The organism is Gemmatimonadaceae bacterium (assembly GCA_016720905.1).
Lineage (GTDB): Bacteria > Gemmatimonadota > Gemmatimonadetes > Gemmatimonadales > Gemmatimonadaceae > Gemmatimonas.
This window is the reverse complement of the sequence record JADKJT010000033.1, coordinates 1-19,348: the sequence shown is the minus strand read 5'-3', so window position 1 is coordinate 19,348 and position 19,348 is coordinate 1. Positions and strand designations below refer to the sequence as shown.

Below are 19,348 nucleotides of genomic sequence, written 5' to 3'. Positions count from 1 at the left end.
GAGGAGGATCAGGACGACTTCGATGTCCTGTTGGACACGTTCCAGATCACCGCAACGGGCTAATCTGTTCAGGACAAACACCGCACGGCGCGCAGTGACCGGCAGATCGCCAATGAAGTCCGCGAAATCAACATGAGTTGGGACGGTGTGGTCGGTGAAGACCCAACGCACGACCGACGGGTGGACGGTGGAAATGGTGATCCCCGCACCTTGCGATATCAACTGGGAGCGTGGACGGCTGGGGCATCAACTGCCCGGCGCATCCGTCATCGCAATGAATCGACGTACTGGGTGCCGATTCCGCGGGCCTTCACTATCTTCACGCGTTCGCCGGCGGTACGTTGGAGGGCCTGCCGTCGACGGCACGTCGCGCGACCCGCCCTGAAGCCCTACGCCATGGGGCGCACCGTTCGTTCATTTGTCGTGGCCCTTTGAGCGTGACCAGCGAAGCCGCCGGGCTGACGTCACGTGTGGCGTGACGCGCCACCTCGCGATGAATGTGACCATCAATCCGGATTTCCGCGCAGGTGGAGGCCGACGAACAGCAAGTCAATCTCACGCAATTCAGCCAGTTCTTCCTGGAGGAGCGCGAGTTCTTTCTTGAGAACTCGGCATTTACGTGGGTGATGCGGCGCGCAATAATCGGGTGCAATTGGCCCCACGCCGGATGAGGATATGCTATTGTTCTTCAGTCGGCGCATTGACTGTCGCTCGACTGACGTGCGGTGCCCATTCCGGTTTAAGATTCGCGTCTCCGGCACCGCCGGTGGGCTGACCATTGGCGCGCTGGCCACGTAAACGCGCCGCACGGCCACCACGCTTACCAATCAGTACAACGTGCTTCGACTGCGGCGTAACCTGCGCCCGGGTTCGGATATCGGGTTGATCGTGCTCGACCGCGAGGTTGTTGGCGGCGGCCTCGTCGGAACCGGAACCCGCGTGGCCGGTGTGACGCCAACTTCGACCGCGCGGCAACTGGGACTGGAACAACTACGCTGTCGGCGCGCGGACGCCGGGTCGTGAGGGCGGTCAGTACACGTGGCGAACGTCGGTGAACCGACGAGGATAATTTCTTCCACGCCGCCGGGCGTGCTGGAAGGGACGCGGCTTGCTGACGATCTGGGATTCTTTCGCCGCACGGATACCCGCGAGTACCTCGCGGATGTCGGTATTCGACCGCGTCCTGTTTTGGCTCCCCACCATTGCCACGCGCGAGATGCATCCGCACTTCACTCCGTAACTACTACGAAACCCTTCGATGGTCGGATTTCCGCCAAGGAACTCCATACCGGCTACACATTCTTTCTGAGCAGCGTGCATACTTCGAATTGTCCGGGAACCCCCGCTTTCAGCGTCTGGCCACACCGCTTCGCATCAACTGGGGACATCGCTCCGATCCTCGCTTTCGGCTAGCGCGTGGACCGACTGGCACCAAGGGATCGACCAACGCCAGCTCGCAAAGCCTGTCGACCTACACCTTCATCGAAGCGTGGCTCTGGAACGGCACGGCAGCACACCCAGCAGGTATTGCTCAGCGAAGCCCTCCGCCAGGTCGCGGCGTCAGTCGGGCATCGCACACCGAGGCGGCATTGACAATGCCCAACGCCAGCCCTCGAGGCGTTGCTGTATACCGTCCGCACGAACTACAGCTTCACCACCAACATGTCTCTTCGACGCTGGCGCAATGATCCGCGGTCGCAATCTCAGTTCAACGCCAATTTCCGTTTCAACCTGATTCACCATCCGCTGAGCGACCTGTTCATCGTGCTGAACGAGCAGAAGATCAGCCTACGGATGCGCTTACACCGGATTTGGCGTGATCGTGAAGTACACACAGATGCCAGCCTTTTAGGGAGGGGCAAGGCGGTGGAGGAGCGCGCAGAGCCATTTCCGCGACGAATGCCGCCGGGTGACAATGCGTCATTGTCTCAACAGGTGAGGCGGATCACGCGCACTGGGAATTGACGAACACGTCGCTTCTCATCCAATCGGTGAGAAACGCCCGTCTCCGAGTGGATATTTCGGGAAACCCTGATGGCGGATACTTCGTAACGGCAACCGGTGCGAGGACTCTCATCCCGAGCACGCCCGCGATCCCGGAGGGGAAATGACCCGAAGACTTTTTGCGCTTGCCACTGTATTTGCCGCTTCCACGTTGGCCGCTCCTGTCGCTGCGGACGCGCAGGTGATCACGACGGGCACCTGGACGGCCATGACGGTTCCCAACAAGAACCTCTCCCCGTTCTGGGACGGGACCTCACAGGACATCATCAACGGTTCGAATTGCAAATATCGGTTTCCCGATCTTCTGTACGCGTCGGGGCAGTTACGGCCCCGCGCGAATCAGAACCGACCGGATGCGTTCGTGAACTCCAACGCGGGACGGCTTGACCGACGGCTGGCGTGCCGAACTGGTCGTTCCCGCGCGGTGCGAACATCGATAGCCAATCGGCTATGCGCCTTCCGCCGGGTCATATCGACTGGAGTTGCTTGCCATCACGTCGGCCTTGTCCCGTCCGGTCAGGAGCCGTGGCCCCGGCGGCCACCCAACATCCCCACCTGTGGCCACCCCAACTCCCCAGCTGGCGCGAGAGCGTGAGCCTGATTCCAGGCGCCGCGCGCGCTGGACGTTACCCTCCCCCCTCACCGCCGTGAGGGAGGCAGGTGAACGTCTTGAAGGCTCATTTACGAATTACTATCACCACGCTACTGGCCCGTGGCGCGCCGCAGCATGAGATCGCCCAACGCACGGGGTGGATCGGAAAACGATTCGGCGCTACGCCCGAGCGGCCAAGGCCCGGAGGCGCCTGGGTGGCCACCGGCTCGACGACGGATGGCGGCGGATCGACGGCGAAATGCCCCCACCCCCGGCCACCGGGACACGACGGGATCATGGCGTCCGCGCTCGGCAGCCTGCGTGCCGCCCGTGCGACGGCCTCGCGACCGGCCTGGATCCGCATGCGCGCGATTGAATCGTGAGTCGCCCTCGGTCGCAACGCGGTGAGCGTGTTTCAGGATCTGGTCGACCAGCACGGCTTCACGCACCAGTACAACTCCGTCAAACGCTTTCGTCGGGCCCGCTCAAGGCCGGGCGCCGGAGCGCTTCGATGTGCTGGAGTTCTTGCCGGGCGAAGAAGCGCAGGTCGACTACGGTCGGGGCGCGCCGACGTGCACCGCGTCGGGCAATATCAGCGACCGATCCTGTTCGTCATGACGCTCAAGTATTCGGGCAAGAGCTGGAAGGTGGTGTGGAAGACGTCGCAGCTGGTCTGGGCGCAGCTGCATGGAAGAGGCCTCCGGGCGTTCGGCGGCGCTGCCGGTACACGGTGCTCGACAACCTGAAAGAAGGCGTGCTGCAGCCCGACCTGTATGAGCCGGGTCTCAATCCGGTGTATGGCGCGATGCTCGCGCACTACGGCGTCGTCGCCGATCCATGTCGTGTGCGCGATCCCAATCGGAAAGGGACCGTCGAGTCGGCGATTCAACACACGCAGGGCACGGCCTTGAAGGGGCGCACCTTCGAATCGCTGGAGGCGCAGAACGCCTGGCTCGCGCAGTGGGAAGAGCGCTGGGCGTCCTTGCGCATCCATGGGCGCAAGAAGCGCCAAGTGCTGGAACTCTTTCGGGAGGAACAGCCGCACTTGCTGCCGCTGCCGCTTGAGGGCTTTCGCGCCTTCATGCAGGGTGTGCGGACGGTCGATGATGCGGGCCTGGTGCAGATCGAGGGTGCGTACTACGCGGCTTGCGAAGCGGCCCTCGCGAGCGTGGTCACGGTCCGCGTGTATGCGCATGCGATTGAGATTCTGGATCGCACGGGCGGTGCTACGCCGCCATCAGAAGGCGCGCCGGCAAAGGGGCCTTCGTGATGGCCGAATCGGATCGCCTTTCAATCCGTCACGGCACACGGCGCGTATCTGGCGCGCGCCGCGCAGATCGGCCCACAGACGGCGGCGCTCGCGCAGGTGCTCTTCGCGCGCCTCGGCCGACCGGGACAGCGGGCGCTCCATGGCCTGCGAGCCTGCCGCACGTATGCGTGCGCCGACATCGAAGCGGTTGCGCGCGCTTGCTCGCGGCCGACTGCGTGTCGTACGCCGCGATCAAGATGGCGCTTCGTGCGACGCGCCGAGGCAGCCCAGGCGGCGCAGTCATCGCGCCACCGCTCACGCAGCGGGACCAGGTATCCGGGCGCTGACCGAATACCAAACGTTTTGGGAGCAACACGCGACCGACGAGGCGTCGACGCTCGACGCGGGCGTGTCCGTATGACCATGTCCATCACCGAACTTGAACAAGCCCTGCGCGCGCTTCGCTTGTCGGGCATGAGTGCGACGATGCAGGCGCGCGCGCTGCAGGTCGCGGCGCACGAGATGGATTTTCTCGAAGCGTTTTCGTGGCTCGTGCAAGACGAGCTTGATCGGCGACGCTCGCGGCTGCTCGAACGGCGCTTCACGCTCTCCGGTCTGCACGAGCGCAAAGACTTGAAGGACTTTGACTGACGTACAACACGCGGCTGCCGAAACGCGACGATGCTCGCGCTCGGCACGCTGCAATTTCGTCGACGCGAAAGAGGACTTGCTCCTGATTGGTCCACCCGGCACCGGCAAGAGTCACTGCGCCAAAGCGCTCGCGTTACTCGCCGTGCAACGGGGCTACAAAGTGCTGTATCGCGAAGCATCAGCTCATCGAAGATCACGCCGCAGCGCGCGAGCTGGGGAAATCTGCGCCAGTACCGCCCGCAACTGAAGCCGGCCGACCTCTTGCTGATCGATGATCTCTTCCTGCGAAACTCCCGGCCCAGGCCGGCGACGAACTCGCCGACGTGCTGATGTGTCGCTACGAAAGGGCGTCGACGCTGGTCACCTGCAATCGCCCGCTTGAAGACTGGGCGCGCTTACTGGCGATACGGTCGTCGTGACGCCGCTCCTCGACCGCCCGCTGCATCACGGCCATCTGCTCAAATTCGAGGGCAAGAGCTGGCGTCTCAAAGAAGCCGCCGCGCGTCTTGCGAAGCAGACGAAGGACCGTAGCCTCAGCCATGTCCCGCGCACGTCAGGTGGGGGAGTTTGACCCGGCCACAGCTGGGGGAATTTGAGGTGGCCACCGGGGGTGGGCGTATTCCGGTCCGCTCAGCGGTCCACTGCAGGTGCAGAAACTCTACGCTGTGGGGACGTACCCGAATGCCCTCACCACCGTGTTCAACGTGACCTTCAATACCGATTGGTACCTGGGCGCGCGGTCGGCGGCGAGCGGCAACCCGTGGAGCTACAGCAGTTCCGTCACGGTTCCCCACTACGCCCTGTTCAGTGAGCGGGCGGCTGGTGCCGACAAAGACAACGGCTGCTTTGGGCCGCCTTTGGCGACGTTCCGACGGGCGATCAGGACTACAACGACATCGTGCTCCAGATTCTGACCGTTCCCGAGCCATCCACCCGGGCCTTGATGGCATTTGACTTGGAAACGCCCGGCGTCGTTAAGCGCCGCTGTCAGCGCCGTTGAGCCCCGTAGAGACGCGTGTTGTCTCCTCGGCGGACATGCCGTGCATCCGCGCCAGCGGCGCTTTCACCGCAGGCGGCATCCGGAGCGCGCAGCAACACGTGACCTTACTGCGACCCCAGCGCCTTTCGAGGTCCTGGTGCCAGTGGAACACTATTGAGCGAAGCCGGTGGCATTTTGGCGACCTCTGCGTCCACTGCCCCTGCGTGTTCAAGGCGCCCAACCCGCTTACCACCGAGTGGAGCATCACGTCCGGCACCTTCCATCACCTAGAATTCATGAGTCCGACGCGATCGCCGCCGATTACGCTGAGAGTTCACGGAAGTAATCATACGAGCTTCCGTGAGGGCTCGGCTTTCGTCGGGTGCCATGAAGGCAGCCCTGACATTCCCGGAGTTTTTGCTTGTACTCCTTGGGCAGAACCAACCTCCACCCCTGCCGATCAGTCCAATGCCATACTTCGCGTCTTAGCGTCGAGTTGGTCACGCGAAATTCAGCAGTCGGGAAAATTGGGGCACGGTTTCTGTCTGCATGCCGTCCTTCACCTGAATGTACGCCCGGACGTAGGGAGAGATCAGCTTGTCAGTCGGCAGTCTGAGTTGACCTGCTCGCGCAAGCGTTGATCCGGCAAGCATCTCAACCACCGCTTCGGCGTTGTCATCGAGCGCGTCGGCATCCGTTCGTGATTCCGGCGTGGGCTCGTGGCGATTGCCGCGACGTACCGATTGGCACCGGCAATGCGCCACCAAATGCCAACAAGATTCACTGACAGCCCATCGCTCGTAAAGATCGAATCACTCGTCCACTTCGACATCTGCAGCTTGTGAGACAGGCGCCCCTTGAATTCTTCACCGCGCCACGGAGAAATATACTTGTACCCGCCGAATGGGTCGTCCATGGGAATCAGCCGCTTGTTCTTCAGGAGCACCACGGTTTCCCCTGGATCCCACAGTATGAGTTCTGCCATTCCGCCAAGCACCGGAACGCGCTTCTTGCCGGTGCGGAACGCCCGTACTCGTGCAAGCCGAAGGGCGATAAAGGGCCACACCAGCATCAGTACAACGAGAGCAAACCCGGCAACGAGCGCGCCCTTCATGACCCACCTCCGTATCTTCTGTTCGTTCGCGACGCGGGCGGCGTCAATGGCATTCTGGGCGGCGGCCATCCGGCCTTCAAGAGAGCGGCGCAAAAGGAACGGGTAGCCCGTCTGACCATCTCGCAATCGCCCATCGAGAAACCACGAGAGGTATCCCGCCTCCTCATATCGGAGTAACCCGATATTCCCGGCAAGTACGTTTCTCGTTTCGACATCGATTTCTGATGAGGCGATCCGCGACGCAAGAACGGCAAAATCCTTTGTGACGTCCGGATCACTTGTGGAATCCGCACGGGCCGCGAAGAAGGTCTTGAGTTCACCGTCGTAGATCTGTTGGACGGAATCCTTCAGGGCGGATACAAGAGAATCACTGCCTGCCGCCCGCATGTCGCGCACCATGACATTCGGCAGTCTCGCCAGATGCTTCGTGCGCAACTGCTCGATGTCGTTGAGACGAGCTCTATCAGCAAGCAGCTGGCCGCGATCACAAGCGGAAACCGCCAGCATCGCCATCTCTTCGCGGGCCCGCAGCATCTCGCGGGCAGTCAGCGTGGCCACCAGCACGTTGTCGCCGTTCAGCGCCGGAGCGGTAAGCGACGACATCGAGTCTGGCGCCAAGGTTGTGTCCGCGGTTGCCCAGTTGCCACCGCAGCGTTTCCTACGGTCGTAGGCGATCGAACTCCCCCTGAGTTGAGTCGCGAAGCGATCGAAGCAGGCGGCGGATTCACGCAAGACTGACACTTGCCGCTCGTTGAAGCGGGTTTCGAGCATCTTCGCGTTTGCCGCGAACAGTTCCGGTTTGCGCCTGCGCATTACCCAACGCAGCAACGACTGCCAGTGTTAGTAGAATTGGTCGCATGGGTTCCGCGGCGCATCGATCGATACGCACTGGCACTGGATTTTTGTCCCTACGCCTACGCCAGGGGAGCAAAGGGATCCCAAAGATGCTGCGATTGGGCTACGGTAACGCCTGCTTCCTGGCTTCACCAGTCCGATTGGATGGTCATTTCACGCCAGAAGCGACCAGACCGGCCCGTCGTCCTTGCGCCAGAACACGTCGAGCGAAGCCCTACCTGAGCCGGCCACAACCATCGTTCGTCGACGGCAGGCATTGCGGTCAGCCGCGTGCGCAGGGTCGAAGGACGCGACGAAAACGGATGTGGCTTTCCGTCAATCAGCGGCATCCACAGCGGTTCCGCCTCGGTCCACTTGGCCAGCGACTCGGCCGGTGGAACGCGAAGAGTTCGCGGCTCCTGGGAACCGCGTCAAGCCGATTGGTAGATCGGGTCTCCACTCCGGTGCTTTCGTACAGGAACGGGAGAGGCCGAACCGGAGCCGGTAACCCGGTGGAACGCCAGCCCCGTACTTCTCCGCGGACTTGGCGAGAGATGTCACTGAATGGAATAGCCGTAGAGCATCCGCCGAAGATGGCGCGAATGACAAAAACCTCGACCGAAATGCGGTCGAGGTTTCGCCCATCACCATCGGACGACAGGATTTGAACCCGCGACCCTTCCACCCCAAGGAAGTGCGCTACCGGGCTGCGCCACGTCCCGTCGCAGCCGACCAACCTCAGCCGGCGGACAGAACGAGGAACTTAATCACCCCCTGAGCCACCGACCACCCCCGGGTCGAAGCGAACTGCCCACCCGTGTCGAGTCTACTCGAAGACCCGTGCGGCCGCGCGCACTGCCGGGTCCATCTCCGGGTATCGCGGATCCAGCTGCTCCAGCGTTTCCACCAGCATGCGGGCAATCAGGAAGTTGGGAACCGTCTTGTCATCCGGAGGGCACCACGAACCACGGGGCCTTTCGCGTACTGCATTCGGTCAGCGCCTCGCGGTAGGCCCCGGTGTAGTCGTCCCACAGGTCCCGGTCTTTCAGGTCGTCGACGCGAAACTTCCAGTTCTTGCGCGGATCGTCCAACCGCTCGTGAAACCGCTTGGCCTGTTCTTCCCGCGAAACGCAGCATGCACTTCCGGACGATCACGCTGTTGTCGGCCAGAGTCGCTTGAAGGCGACAATTGAGGCGTACCGGCGGCCGCCACACCGACTCGGCGCCAGCTTGCGCACGCGGACGGCCAGCACGTCTTCATAGTGCGAGCGATTGAACACCCGACCATGCCCAGCGCGCGGCACTGACCTGATGCACACGCCAGAGAAAGTCGTGACGCAACTCCAGAGGTGTCGGCGGTCCGAACGGCGCCACCGTCACTCCCGTGGGATTGAAGGCGCCGCGGACCGTCCTGATCACCCCGTCCTCACCCGAGGCGTCACGTCCTTGCAGCACCAGCAGCAGCGCATGCCGGCGATCGGCGTGAAACGCGTCCTGCAGCGCGGTCAGTCGATCCAGCAGCGCGTGGCGTCCTCGATCAGTTTCTGCGGTGGTGCGTCATCAACAAGGGCGGCCTTGCTGCCCAACTTGACGCGGTCATCCCGATCGACCGGCGCCAGACGCAGCGACTTGAGCGCGTCAGGCACCACCCACTTCCTGCCGTTGCCGTTGCCGTTACTCATGCGCCGTATCCCCCGACATCGCGGCGCGACCCGTGAGGTCATGCACAAAAAGGCAGAAAACCAGATCCCGATCGGGTGTCGGATCGTGGGACGTGAACGCGCTCGGGACCAGATGACGCAAGGTGGCAACGCCACGCGCATACTGCCGATGCTCCACCGGCGCGCCCTCGGGGTCCGGAAAGACGATCTGACCATGCGCCACGACGCCTGCCATGCGTGCAGGCCATCCACCTCCTCCTCGAACGCCACCCACGGATGATGCGCCAGCACGCTGACCTTGGTGCCGAATTTCGTGCGGCTAAAGATATGGCCGTCCTCGAACACATAGTGAATCTGATTTCGATATAGGCCCGATCGGGAAACGTGAACGCCAACCGTCCGACATGGTGTCGACGCAGCAACGCTTCGCAGTCGGCCCGGTCCAGATGGTGAATGGTTGGTGCCCCTCGGTGCGGCGTCATGTGCCCTCGTGCGGTTCGAACGGTTCCATGTGAATGAGCACACCCAAGGCGGTCGGAACACTCAGCCGAATGGCGCCCTTCACACATCCTGACAAAATGTGCGCGTCGTGGAGCGAAAGCGCAGGGTCCGCCTGCACGTGAATGTCCACGTAGTGGCCCATGCCGCTCTTCCGAATCTTGAGCTTCTCAATGGCGAGAACTCCAGGCGTCTGTCGCGCGGCGTCGCTACCGCATTGAAGAGTGGCGCATCAGGCGCCCGATCCATCAGGTCGCGAATGGCCTTGCGCAACAGCCTGGTGCCGTTGATGAAGATCATACCGCCGGCCACCAACGCGGCCCAATCATCGGCCGGTTCCCACCCTGGCCCACCAATCAAGGCCACACTGATGCCCACAAACGCGGCTGCGGAGGTGATGGCGTCCGAACGATGGTGCCAGCCGTCCGCTTCCACCACGACACTGCCGGCGGCCTCGCCAGCCTTGAGGACACGCTTGGCCAGCACCTCTGCTCACAATGACTGCCGCCAGCACGGCCAAGGTGAACGGCGGGCGAGTGGTGCGGCGTCCGGATTTCCCGGATGGCCTCGATGCCAATGCCAGCGGCCGCGCCAAGCATGAGTGCCGCCACCGTGGCCGCCGCCAACGGTTCGGCGCGACCATATCCGAACGGATAGCGGTCATCCGGCGAGCGATTCGCGATCCGGAGTCCGCTGAGGACCACCAGCGAACCGATCGTGTCCGTTGCGCTTTCAATGGCATCGGCGACCAATGCGTAGGAATTGCCGACCAAACCCGGCCACAATTTGACGCCAGCCAGAAGCGCGTTGATGATCAAGCCCATCTGTACAGGTACGTTGAAGCGGACGCGACGATTTCACCGAAAGGCCTTCCGACAGCGGAGTAGTGTATGTTCCTATTACCAGATGATCTGGGTAAATGGGAACTTGTTGGATGCGAATGCAATTCGACGTTGTCGGGCACCACGCCAAATGGCTGGCGATCCTGCGCGTTCGGGAGCATTCCCAATTCAATGAGACGAACATGCGCAATCTACGCAGCCTCACGCTTGGCGCTGTCATCGCTGCGGCGATGGCGTTAGCAATTCCACCTCTGCTGACGCTCAACGACAGGGTGCCATAGAAATTGGCGGGTTTTGGTCGCTACACCAAGTACATGGACACCCTCAAGCTGGATCCGACCTTGGGCGCTGGTGGCCGCGTCGGCATCTACGCATTCCGGAACTGGCTGGCCGAGCGGGTTGAGCTATGCCGACGCCGACGTGAATCAGCCGATGACGGCGAGAGTGGACGCGATTCCTGCGCAGGTGTCGGATGCCATGTGGTCGCGTACCGGATGACGTACAATCACCCGCTGGCCGAACGTGAAACTGCTGTTGGGGCAGTCTACGGATATCACTCCTACGGTCGGGACGTCAGGTCGCACCACGCGGTGGTGGCCCGCAAGGATTGGTTGGTCTCCGCTTCATCCTGAACAACCGCCTGTCGGCGCGCGTGGAAGGAACCGGCACCTTTATCATGCCGGCAGACGACAATGCAAAGCCGGTAGCGCGGGCGACGGGACTCAATCTGGGCCTTGGAGAGGCTGGCCTCAGCCTGTCGTTCTTCTCCAACCCGCCGAAACCCCGTATTTCAGTACGATACCGTCACGGTGACGCGGATCTGAGCGAGACACCCAGTTCATCTCGCGACCGCCACCGTTCAATCTCGTTGGCCCGTCGCCTCGCCCGATCGTTATCGGCGCGATCAACTTCGGATTCAACAAGAGCGATATCACGCCCGAAGCCAAGGTCATCCTGGACCTTAAGTTCGCCGGAGTCGCTGATTTAACACCCCCGACCAACGCGGCACGCACCAGTCGACGTCACCGGTAACACCGACGCCATGGCAGCGAGAAATACAACGTCAAGCTGGGCAGGATCGTGCGGATCAGGCCAAGGACCTATCGTCTCGAAGGGCGTCGCCCGATTCGCGCATCAATGCCCGCACGGCCTACGGGAGACGATCCGATTGCGCCGAACACCACCGATAACGGTCGAGCGACCAATCGCCGCGTGCTGGTCATGCTCACGAACTGAATGGTCATTCAAGCCAGCGGCACCTCGCTGCCGCTGGCTTCAGTTACCTGAGCGCCGCGCCGATCCCTGATCGGTGCGGCGCTCGTCTGGATATGCCGCCGTTCATGACCAGCAACGCCAAGTCTCCGACCCTTTCGCACCGACTGGAATACGCGGGCCCCTGCGCCGTTGTAGGCGTGCTGCGATTACTGGGATGGCGGGAGCGCCAGCTGGGTGGGGGGTCGATCGGACGGCCGGCCTAAAGGCCCATCGGCATCCGTCGCGGCGTGGTGGAACGGCAAATCGCTGCGGCCTTTCCGAACGCACGCCCGTCGAGGTCGAGTCGCTGGCCAGGGCGGTCGTATGAGAGTCTGGGCCGAACGTCCATCGAGACCGCCACGATGCCCGGCACCACACCGGAAGAAATTCTGGCCCAGGGTGGGTCGAAGGCTGGGGAGTACGTCGAGCCGGTCTTGCTAGGCCGTGGGGTGATTATTTTGGTTACCGGCCACCTCGGCAACTGGGAGTTTGGCGGCGCTATTTTCGCCGCGCGCGGCGTCCGGTGGAGTGGTCGCGCGGAATGGCCAACCCCATTTTCGAGGCCTACGTCAGTCGGACGCGGCGGAAGATCGGCATGGAAGTCATTCACGACAAAGATGCCGTGCGCCGGACACCGCGGTCGCTGCGCGTTAATCGCTGTGTGGCGTTTGTCATGACCACGACGCCCTCGGCCCCAGCCAGCACCTTGTCCCGTTCTTCGGTCGACCCGCGGAAACGCCTCGTGGACCCGCAACGTCTTTGCTTTGCGCTTGAAGTTCCTGTGCTGTTTGTCGCTGCCATCGTGCGAGAAGCAAACGCCAAATACGCGGTCCCTGATCGATCCCGACCCGGTGCAGCCCACCGGGGATCGCGAGCGGACCGCGACGCGATCGTCCTCGCGTATACGGAGGTGCTGGAGCGGTATCTGCGGCGGTACCTGAACAGTATTTCGGCAAGCACCGTCCGCGTTGTGGACGTCAACCGCCGGACACCCCCCGCGCACTTACGCGAACCGTGAGCCCTGCGGGTTCGGAAGCCGTTCACGGGGCGGTGTTCCCAGCGATTGAGGGCGGCGATGACACGACGCCCGACGTCGCGATGGGGGGGGCGGCCCCGGCGTGTCGTCATCGGGACCATGCTGATGTTGCTGGCGCCCGTGCCGATGATTCTGCTCCGCGGCGAACTCATTCAGCCGCCGGTGACCTCCGGAAATGTGGTGCAACAGACGGTCACCCGCGTGTTCACCGGCGCGCCCGATCTGGCCGAAGCACACCACCGTGCGTCACGCGCGCTCTCGCCCAACTTGCGCCGCGCCGTGCTGGCCTCGGAAGATGACCGCTTCTACCGCACCACGGCATCGACTTTGTGGAGATCGACAAGGCCCTCGAGCGCCGGAGGCGCGGCGGCAAATTGCAGTGCGGCGCGTCCACGCTGACTCAGCAAGTACAAGAATCTCTTCTTGTGGGATGATGGCCGGTCGTATGTGAGAAAGGGCATGGAACTCTATCTGACGGTCTGGCTGGAGTTGCTGCTCTCGAAGGAACGCATCCTTGACCTGTACCTGAACCTCGCCGAGTGGGGCCCCAGCGTGTACGGGGCGGAGGCGGCGGCGAAACTGCACTTCGGCAAGAGCGCCGCATCACTCTCACGAGACGAGCCGCACGGCTTGCCCGCCATCCTGCCGTCGCCCAAAACGCTGGTCTCCTGGGGGAGCCATCGCCACGCATCGCGCGGCCGCGATCATGGAACGCATGCAGTATGAGGCCAAGGAGTCAGCCGACTGAGTAAACAAGTCAGTTACTAGTACTGGAAGTACCTAGTACTAGGTACTGGGTATGGGTACTTCCGTACTAGGTACTAGGTAGCCTCACGTCCCGACGACTAATCCGCCATCAACTGCAACACCGCGCCGTTGATGAATGCGGCGAAATCGGACGCCGCTGGTAAACAGTAGGCGTTCGCGACGCCTCCGGCGTGCCAAGCCGACCGGTTTAGCTGTGTGCGCCGTCATGCCGTCGAGGGCGACTTGCGGCATTTTGCGGGTCATATCCGTGGCAATGAATCCGGGGCGACGGCGTTCACGGTGATATTCCGTCGACTGAGTCTTCCGCGGGCCCACACCTGCGTCAATCCAATGACCGCCTTCGTCGCGACGTAGTTGGATAGTTCTGAAATTTCCGTTGAAGGCCACTACCGACGACGCGTTGATGATCCGTCCGCCCCGCGGGCGAGCAGGTGTGGCACGACCGCCTGCGGGCAGGTGAAGACCCTTGAGATTCACCGCCACCACATCGTCGAACTCGGCGTCACCATGCCGCCGGTTATCGCCCTCCTTCACCTTCACCAGCTGCGCGTCGCGCGTGATGCTTGCGACGATTGTTGATGAGAACGTCAATAGCCCCGAAGCGCGTCAACGTGGCGGCCAATCGCGATCAACGCCGACACGACTGGCGACATCAGTCTCGATGAAGACCGCATCCGCGCTCGCCGCGATGAGCGCGCGCTCCGGCTGCTGTCCCGGCACGCGCCACGCGATCCCGTGGATCGCCCGGCGGGCACCGCTGGCGGCAAGGCGGTGAGCCGTCGCGAGACCGATGCCGTATTGCACCGCCCGTGACGACGGCAATACGCGAGGCCAGATCGATATGCATGGAGTGGTATGGTTGAGGTGGACGGAGCCCGCAGGGATGGTGCGTTCGCACGATATCGGGTAACCTATTGAGTATGCGTGCAATGTCAGTGGTCGGTGGAGGCCTTGTCGGATCGATTCTCCTTACCGCGTGCGGGAGTAGCGTTTTGTCGCCCGTCATGCCAGCCGCCGCCACACCGGGATCGGGTCCAGTGGCTCGCAAAGTCCTTCCTCCCATCTCGCCATCGAAAGTCGTCGACGCACCGATCAGCTATGCGCTGGAGCGATGCTGTCGGCGCTCGAACAGTCGGTCCCCGGCGGTTTGGCGACATGACCAATAGTATCATCAATGATCCCGTCCAACAAGCGGCAGGCGTTCGCCTTCGCCGCCACGCGCAATTTATCTGACATCGCGTTTCGATGGGACTCGACTCACGCTATCGACGATCGTCTTGTACGAAGCGACGCGGCTGGTACAATCCCATGATCGGGCCCCACGGTCAGCGCCTCGTGTGGGATCGACAGTATCAGGTCAGTGGGTCCGCGTCGTCATCACGACCGATCTGGAAGTGAATGTTGATTGGCAGATCTGCGCCCGATCACGCGTGCGATCCGCAGCGACCGGTCACCGAGATCAGATCGCGATGCGTGTCGGGTGATGATGTTCCACATCGACGTCACTGATCGTGGGGTGGCTGCGCTTCGGCTGCACCCGCAGAGTCGACTGCCCGCGGTCGATCGCAAGATTCACGCATCTGATTCGGCGAGACGCGCGTCGAGCGTTGGTACAATCTCCGAACAAGAAGATTCTGGTGATTCCGCGGGCAGCCTCTGGCTGGTACTGGCACCGGAACAGGTTCGACTGGGCGGATTGCGGCTTGAGGATACCGCAACTTCGACTTCAGTAGATGTCCGCCTGTTCGCGCGGCCTTTGCTGGTAAACGGACCGCAGCTTACGAGGATCACGACGACACTTCCTCCGTTGGTACCGGCCAATCGAGTGGTAGGAGACAGCGCCCACCTGCTGCTCGAGGGTCTGCTTGGCTACGATGCGGCGAGCACATTGCTGGCCAAACAGCTCGTCGGGCGACACTTCAGCCAAGCTCCAGACGCCGAGTCGCGGTGAAACAGGCGCGACTCTACCTGGGCTGGGCGACGGCCGCGTCGTGTTGGCGTTGGTGATGGACGGCGCCATCAGTGGCGACGGGTACTTTGTGGGAACGCCACAAGTGGATTCGGCGGCCCGCATGCTCACCGTGCCTGACCTCGACTTCTTTGACGTGGCCACGGCCAACGCCCCAAGGTCGGGCTGGCGTGGCTCAAGAAGGGGGATATGGTGACTGAAAGCCAGGCCCGAGCCCGCGTACCCATTGAGCCACGCATGGAGGTTCCTCCCGCTCGCGCGTCGAACGGGCGCTCAATCGTGACCGGGCCGACGGTGTCACGCGTTGTCCGGCACCGTATCCACCGGTCGGTTGCTGGACGTCGTCGCCGAGCCACGGTGGTTGGTGGTCCGCGCGGAAGCCATCGGGAAACTGGGATTGGGCATCGATCGGGAGATCTGCGTGAAGCGGGACCGGCGAAAATCGGCAACGGACACCGCTGCAACACGGAGCGTCAACAAGTGATGTTTGTAGGATGCCCCTGAATCCGAATTTCATCACCCGCCGCTTGCGGGTGCCGCCGGTGCGCTGCTGTTCTTTGCGGCGTCGGTTGTCCCTGCAGCTCGCGCGCGCGGCGCAGAGCACCAAGCCGCCTGCCGTGAAGTCGACACGCGCCAAGACCACGGCGGCGACGGAAGAAACGCCCAACCAACAAGACGCAGCGCGTTGACAGCGCCAAGAAGTCCACACGTCCGAGTGGCGCGTTGGTTTCTGTGGCTTACGAGAGGCCATCTCGCTTCATAAGAACGCTTAACAGCGACCTCGATTCGCTGTGGCCACCCAAGATGCCCGCCGCGCTTCCATACTCGATCCTGCTTACCAAGCGCATCATTGCCTTCTACGGCAATCCGCGGTCAATGAAGCGCATACGGGGATTCTGGGCGAGTTCGAGATCGATGACATGCTGCGTCGATTGGACTATCAAGTCGCGGAAATGGAATCGCCTCGATCCGTCGCACCCGGTACAACCTGCGCTGCATCTGATTGCCATAAAGGCGCAGGTCGACGCCGGTCGCGATGGCAGCACGATCGCGCATGGACAGCACCGTGATAGAGAAAGTACGGTTGGGCCAAACGCAAGAATGCCATCATGTTTGTCGACGTCCAGTACGGGCAAAGCACACTGCAGGAAGAACTGCTCTACTTTGAACGCTTTCGAAGCGTCCGGAGGTGCACCTTGGCATCGATCCGGAATTTTCCCATGAAGGACAACACGCGCCCCGGATAAGAAAATCGGCACCTAAGTGATGCGGCCGACATCAACTACGCATCGCGTTTTCTCGCTTTACTTGGTCGACAAGTACAACCTGCCGCCCAAAGTGCTCGTCGTGCACCGTTTTACGCGAAAAGGCGTGACGAACTCGCCCAGCATAAGGCTCGATCCCAAGGTGCAAATCGTGATGCACATGGACGGCTTCGGTGCACCGTGGCTCAAGCGTGACTCGTTCTACAGTTACATCAAGAAAGAGCCAGTACAATTCGCTTACTGGAAGCAGTTCACCGCCGCGCAAACGACAATCCGCCCACCAGTCGCGAGTCGATTCTTCGAGTCAGGCCGGTGCCGCTGTATATCCAGCTGCAGTAGGAAATTCGGCCAACTACTGGAAAACCAGTTGACACGCCGGGGTCATGGTGCCATACTACGGAAACTTCCGTACTTGACCCGCTATGGCCGACCCAATCCACTTCCCCGGCGAACTCGCCGTGATGAGCGTCCTCTCCTGGAAGCTCGGCTCGGCCATCGTCACCCAGGGCAAGGACGAGCTTTGATGAGCCTGCGGCCTCACACCACGGTTCTCTCGGCGCTCCAGACCCTCGAAGAGAAGGGGGATGTCGTCCGCCAGACGAGGCTGAAGGGCGCGCCTATCGCTACTTCGCGGCGGTAGAAGCCGTGAACACGCCATGGGAAGCGCTATTGCGCGCATCCGCGACGCGATCTTCCGCGCTCGTCGGAGCGCTTGTTCGCCCAGTTGGTAAATGACGAAGGCCTGGGGCGGGACGAGCTGGAAACGCATGCGCACGCTGCTGGCTGCTCGGCTACTGCCGCCGACGCGGAGGAGCGCCCGCGAGCAGCTGGATGCTGTTTTCTCCTCATCGGCGGCCTTATGGCGCTGGCGGCGATCGCTGCACACGATGCCCAGCATGCCGCCCAGCGCGCGGTCCGCCGGATCTGGCGTTTGTTAAGTGGGCGCCATGGTCGCGTTGAGTATCGCGGCTCCTTTCCGGAGAGAGTCCTCCTCCGCTGCAGACGATGCCGGACACCTCGACTTCCGTAGACGCATCGATGGTGCGCGTTGATGAGCAGCACGGACCTCGCTCGCTGTGGGCGCGCTCGCGTGCTTTCGTCATCGTACCCGTCGAAGCCGCACTGCAGGTGGTAGAGGCGAAGCTGGCCCGGAACCCCGCCCTGCTGCAACGCGGCCTTGCTGCCGCTCTGGCATTGTTGGCCAGCGCCGTAACGCTGAGCGTGTTCGCGGTCAGCTATCTCCGCATTCGGCGTGTCATGCGCCGTTGGCCGGTGCAACGAATCGACAACGCCAGCGCGCATCGCGCCGACGGCTGGTCCGGCGGTCGTGTGGGTCTTGCCCTGTCGGAGATCATCCTTCCGGCGTGGTTGCTGCGTTGCCCGCCCGAAGAACAACGACTGGTTGTCGCCCACGAATCCGAGCATGTGCGCGCCGGTGATCCATGGTTGCTGGTGCTGGCCTGCGGGGTCGTGGCCCGTATGCCGTGGCATCCTGTGCTTTGGTTTGCCCCAGCTCGCATGCGGCTCGCCATTGAACTGGATTGTGATCGACGTGTTCTGCGCCGAGGCGTGCTTACGGCGGCCTACGGTCTCTGCTCATTGAGTTGTCCGCGCTTCGCTCCGCTTTCCCGTCGGCCATACCGGCATTTTCCCGCAACGGTTCGTACCCGGAACGGAGATTGGCTGCTGGCGACGTCGCCCGTCGCGTGATTTGTGCATGCTCGTCGGTTTGGCAGTGGATTGTTGGCGGCGGTCGCGCTCATGACTGCCTGCGAATCGAAGTTGCCCACCCCGGCAGACGTGGAACGCATGGATGCGACCAAGGCCCAAACGGCCAGCGGCCGGCAGCGGCGCGGTGCACTATGTGGTGGACGGGACACCGGTGGAGGAGTCGGTGGCGAAAGCGATCAGCGCGGAGCGGATCACACTTCAGTTGCGGCCCCGAAGCAGCGGGATTCGATCAGTGAGATTCGCATCACTCCGGGCGACGCCCGGCCTGATGAAGGTCGCCGGTGCGCTGGAGGAATCGCAGTCAGTCACGATTTCTGAAGTCAGAATCGCCCAGCCCAAGACGGAATGGAATGCCGGTGCACTCGGCGCTCAGTCGCCCAAGCGGAAATTCGACGGACTGCTGCTCATCGACGGGAAGGTTGTCGAGTCCTCCGAGCTTTGAGCGACTTTAGCCCGAGCAGATCGAATCCATCGAAGTGGTGAAGGTGAACCAGCGAGACTGGCTTCATGGCGATCCGCGGGCGAAGAACGGGGTCATCAAGGTGATCATGAAGGCGAAGCGGTAGCCACGCACCTCGCGATCGGCAGCGCGATGCGGTAACGTCGGGGGGTCGGGTTCATCGCGAATCCGCCCCTTCAATCTTATCCGCCATCTCTGATCCACATGGATAAGTCGTCGCTGCCCAGTCGCCACACCACCGTCGGTCCCGAACGCGCACCGCACCGCCCCTTCTACTATGATGGGTCTCACTGAAACCGAGATCCAACAGCCGTTGATTGGCGGGGTGTCCAGTTGGAACGTGAAGCGGCGCCCTAAAATATCTCGCTGCGCCAAGCCGAGGTGGCCAAGCGCGGCGTGATTGTGGCGGGTGGCACTCCGCGCGAGCTCACCACCATCACC

General features: G+C 62.4%; 21 protein-coding genes, 1 tRNA gene and 2 pseudogenes. 15 read left to right on the top strand and 9 right to left on the bottom strand.

Features of this window, described 5'->3' with window-relative positions; all coding sequences use genetic code 11:
* Window positions 1-837: 837 nt before the first annotated feature.
* The 5 genes from IPP90_21260 (at window position 838) to IPP90_21240 (ending at window position 4,743) form a co-directional block, all read left to right on the top strand.
* Entirely contained in the window at window positions 838-1,023 is a 186-nt protein-coding gene (locus IPP90_21260) for a hypothetical protein (GenBank protein MBL0173162.1), read from the top strand.
* Window positions 1,024-1,620: 597 nt separating this feature from the next.
* The gene (locus IPP90_21255; protein MBL0173161.1) at window positions 1,621-1,965 is read left to right on the top strand and encodes a hypothetical protein; all 345 of its coding nucleotides are present in this window, start codon (window positions 1,621-1,623) and stop codon (window positions 1,963-1,965) included.
* A 1,283-nt stretch (window positions 1,966-3,248) separates the two neighbouring features.
* Complete coding sequence (locus IPP90_21250) at window positions 3,249-3,866, top strand: hypothetical protein (GenBank protein MBL0173160.1); 618 nt, start codon at window positions 3,249-3,251, stop codon at window positions 3,864-3,866.
* Window positions 3,867-4,268: 402 nt separating this feature from the next.
* Entirely contained in the window at window positions 4,269-4,496 is a 228-nt protein-coding gene (locus IPP90_21245) for a hypothetical protein (GenBank protein MBL0173159.1), read from the top strand.
* Window positions 4,489-4,743: an ATP-binding protein gene (locus IPP90_21240; GenBank protein ID MBL0173158.1), complete on the top strand. Its 255-nt coding sequence runs from the start codon at window positions 4,489-4,491 to the stop codon at window positions 4,741-4,743. Before IPP90_21245 ends, IPP90_21240 begins: the two co-directional genes overlap by 8 nt.
* 90 nt (window positions 4,744-4,833) lie before the next feature.
* Here the strand turns inward: IPP90_21240 and IPP90_21235 are convergent, their stop codons facing one another.
* The gene (locus tag IPP90_21235) at window positions 4,834-5,037 is read right to left on the bottom strand and encodes a hypothetical protein (GenBank protein ID MBL0173157.1); all 204 of its coding nucleotides are present in this window, start codon (window positions 5,035-5,037) and stop codon (window positions 4,834-4,836) included.
* A gap of 106 nt (window positions 5,038-5,143) precedes the next feature.
* On the opposite strand from IPP90_21235, the gene IPP90_21230 reads away from it, so the two are divergent.
* The gene (locus IPP90_21230) at window positions 5,144-5,410 is read left to right on the top strand and encodes a hypothetical protein (GenBank protein ID MBL0173156.1); all 267 of its coding nucleotides are present in this window, start codon (window positions 5,144-5,146) and stop codon (window positions 5,408-5,410) included.
* A gap of 657 nt (window positions 5,411-6,067) precedes the next feature.
* Here the strand turns inward: IPP90_21230 and IPP90_21225 are convergent.
* The 7 genes and pseudogenes from IPP90_21225 to IPP90_21195 all read right to left on the bottom strand — a co-directional run bounded on the left by IPP90_21225 (window position 6,068) and on the right by IPP90_21195 (window position 10,406).
* Window positions 6,068-7,402: a hypothetical protein gene (locus IPP90_21225; GenBank protein ID MBL0173155.1), complete on the bottom strand. Its 1,335-nt coding sequence runs from the start codon at window positions 7,400-7,402 to the stop codon at window positions 6,068-6,070.
* A gap of 670 nt (window positions 7,403-8,072) precedes the next feature.
* Window positions 8,073-8,145, bottom strand: a tRNA-Pro gene (locus IPP90_21220).
* Between the two features lie 222 nt (window positions 8,146-8,367).
* Window positions 8,368-8,514: a hypothetical protein gene (locus IPP90_21215; protein ID MBL0173154.1), complete on the bottom strand. Its 147-nt coding sequence runs from the start codon at window positions 8,512-8,514 to the stop codon at window positions 8,368-8,370.
* Window positions 8,515-8,680: 166 nt separating this feature from the next.
* The gene (locus tag IPP90_21210) at window positions 8,681-8,944 is read right to left on the bottom strand and encodes a hypothetical protein (GenBank protein MBL0173153.1); all 264 of its coding nucleotides are present in this window, start codon (window positions 8,942-8,944) and stop codon (window positions 8,681-8,683) included.
* On the bottom strand, window positions 8,929-9,105 hold the full coding sequence (locus IPP90_21205) for a hypothetical protein (GenBank protein MBL0173152.1): 177 nt from the start codon (window positions 9,103-9,105) through the stop codon (window positions 8,929-8,931). Before IPP90_21205 ends, IPP90_21210 begins: the two co-directional genes overlap by 16 nt.
* Window positions 9,098-9,319 carry a hypothetical protein gene (locus IPP90_21200; protein ID MBL0173151.1) on the bottom strand — a complete coding sequence of 74 codons (222 nt, stop codon included), beginning with the start codon at window positions 9,317-9,319 and terminating at the stop codon, window positions 9,098-9,100. Before IPP90_21200 ends, IPP90_21205 begins: the two co-directional genes overlap by 8 nt.
* Before the next feature lie 243 nt (window positions 9,320-9,562).
* Window positions 9,563-10,406 (bottom strand): annotated as a pseudogene (locus IPP90_21195) (cation transporter).
* A 1,520-nt stretch (window positions 10,407-11,926) separates the two neighbouring features.
* Between IPP90_21195 and IPP90_21190 the strand changes: the two are divergent.
* The 3 genes from IPP90_21190 to IPP90_21180 all read left to right on the top strand — a co-directional run bounded on the left by IPP90_21190 (window position 11,927) and on the right by IPP90_21180 (window position 13,440).
* A complete protein-coding gene (locus IPP90_21190) occupies window positions 11,927-12,355 on the top strand; it encodes a hypothetical protein (GenBank protein ID MBL0173150.1) in 429 nt (142 codons plus the stop codon).
* A gap of 688 nt (window positions 12,356-13,043) precedes the next feature.
* A complete protein-coding gene (locus IPP90_21185) occupies window positions 13,044-13,148 on the top strand; it encodes a hypothetical protein (protein MBL0173149.1) in 105 nt (34 codons plus the stop codon).
* A gap of 13 nt (window positions 13,149-13,161) precedes the next feature.
* A complete protein-coding gene (locus tag IPP90_21180) occupies window positions 13,162-13,440 on the top strand; it encodes a transglycosylase domain-containing protein (GenBank protein ID MBL0173148.1) in 279 nt (92 codons plus the stop codon).
* 105 nt (window positions 13,441-13,545) lie between these two features.
* Here IPP90_21180 and IPP90_21175 read toward each other — a convergent pair.
* Window positions 13,546-14,329, bottom strand: a pseudogene (locus IPP90_21175) (SDR family NAD(P)-dependent oxidoreductase).
* A gap of 636 nt (window positions 14,330-14,965) precedes the next feature.
* Here IPP90_21175 and IPP90_21170 point away from each other — a divergent pair.
* From IPP90_21170 to IPP90_21145, 6 genes are all read left to right on the top strand, one after another.
* A complete protein-coding gene (locus IPP90_21170; protein ID MBL0173147.1) occupies window positions 14,966-15,433 on the top strand; it encodes a DUF4403 family protein in 468 nt (155 codons plus the stop codon).
* A 40-nt stretch (window positions 15,434-15,473) separates the two neighbouring features.
* The gene (locus tag IPP90_21165) at window positions 15,474-15,647 is read left to right on the top strand and encodes a hypothetical protein (protein ID MBL0173146.1); all 174 of its coding nucleotides are present in this window, start codon (window positions 15,474-15,476) and stop codon (window positions 15,645-15,647) included.
* Between the two features lie 108 nt (window positions 15,648-15,755).
* Window positions 15,756-15,935, top strand: a complete 180-nt coding sequence (locus IPP90_21160) for a hypothetical protein (protein MBL0173145.1) — start codon at window positions 15,756-15,758, stop codon at window positions 15,933-15,935.
* Window positions 15,936-15,945: 10 nt separating this feature from the next.
* Window positions 15,946-16,140, top strand: coding sequence for a hypothetical protein (locus IPP90_21155; GenBank protein ID MBL0173144.1), 195 nt, complete (start codon window positions 15,946-15,948; stop codon window positions 16,138-16,140).
* 1,581 nt (window positions 16,141-17,721) lie between these two features.
* Window positions 17,722-18,426, top strand: coding sequence for a hypothetical protein (locus tag IPP90_21150; GenBank protein MBL0173143.1), 705 nt, complete (start codon window positions 17,722-17,724; stop codon window positions 18,424-18,426).
* Between the two features lie 184 nt (window positions 18,427-18,610).
* Window positions 18,611-18,889, top strand: a complete 279-nt coding sequence (locus IPP90_21145; GenBank protein ID MBL0173142.1) for a hypothetical protein — start codon at window positions 18,611-18,613, stop codon at window positions 18,887-18,889.
* Window positions 18,890-19,348: the final 459 nt, after the last annotated feature.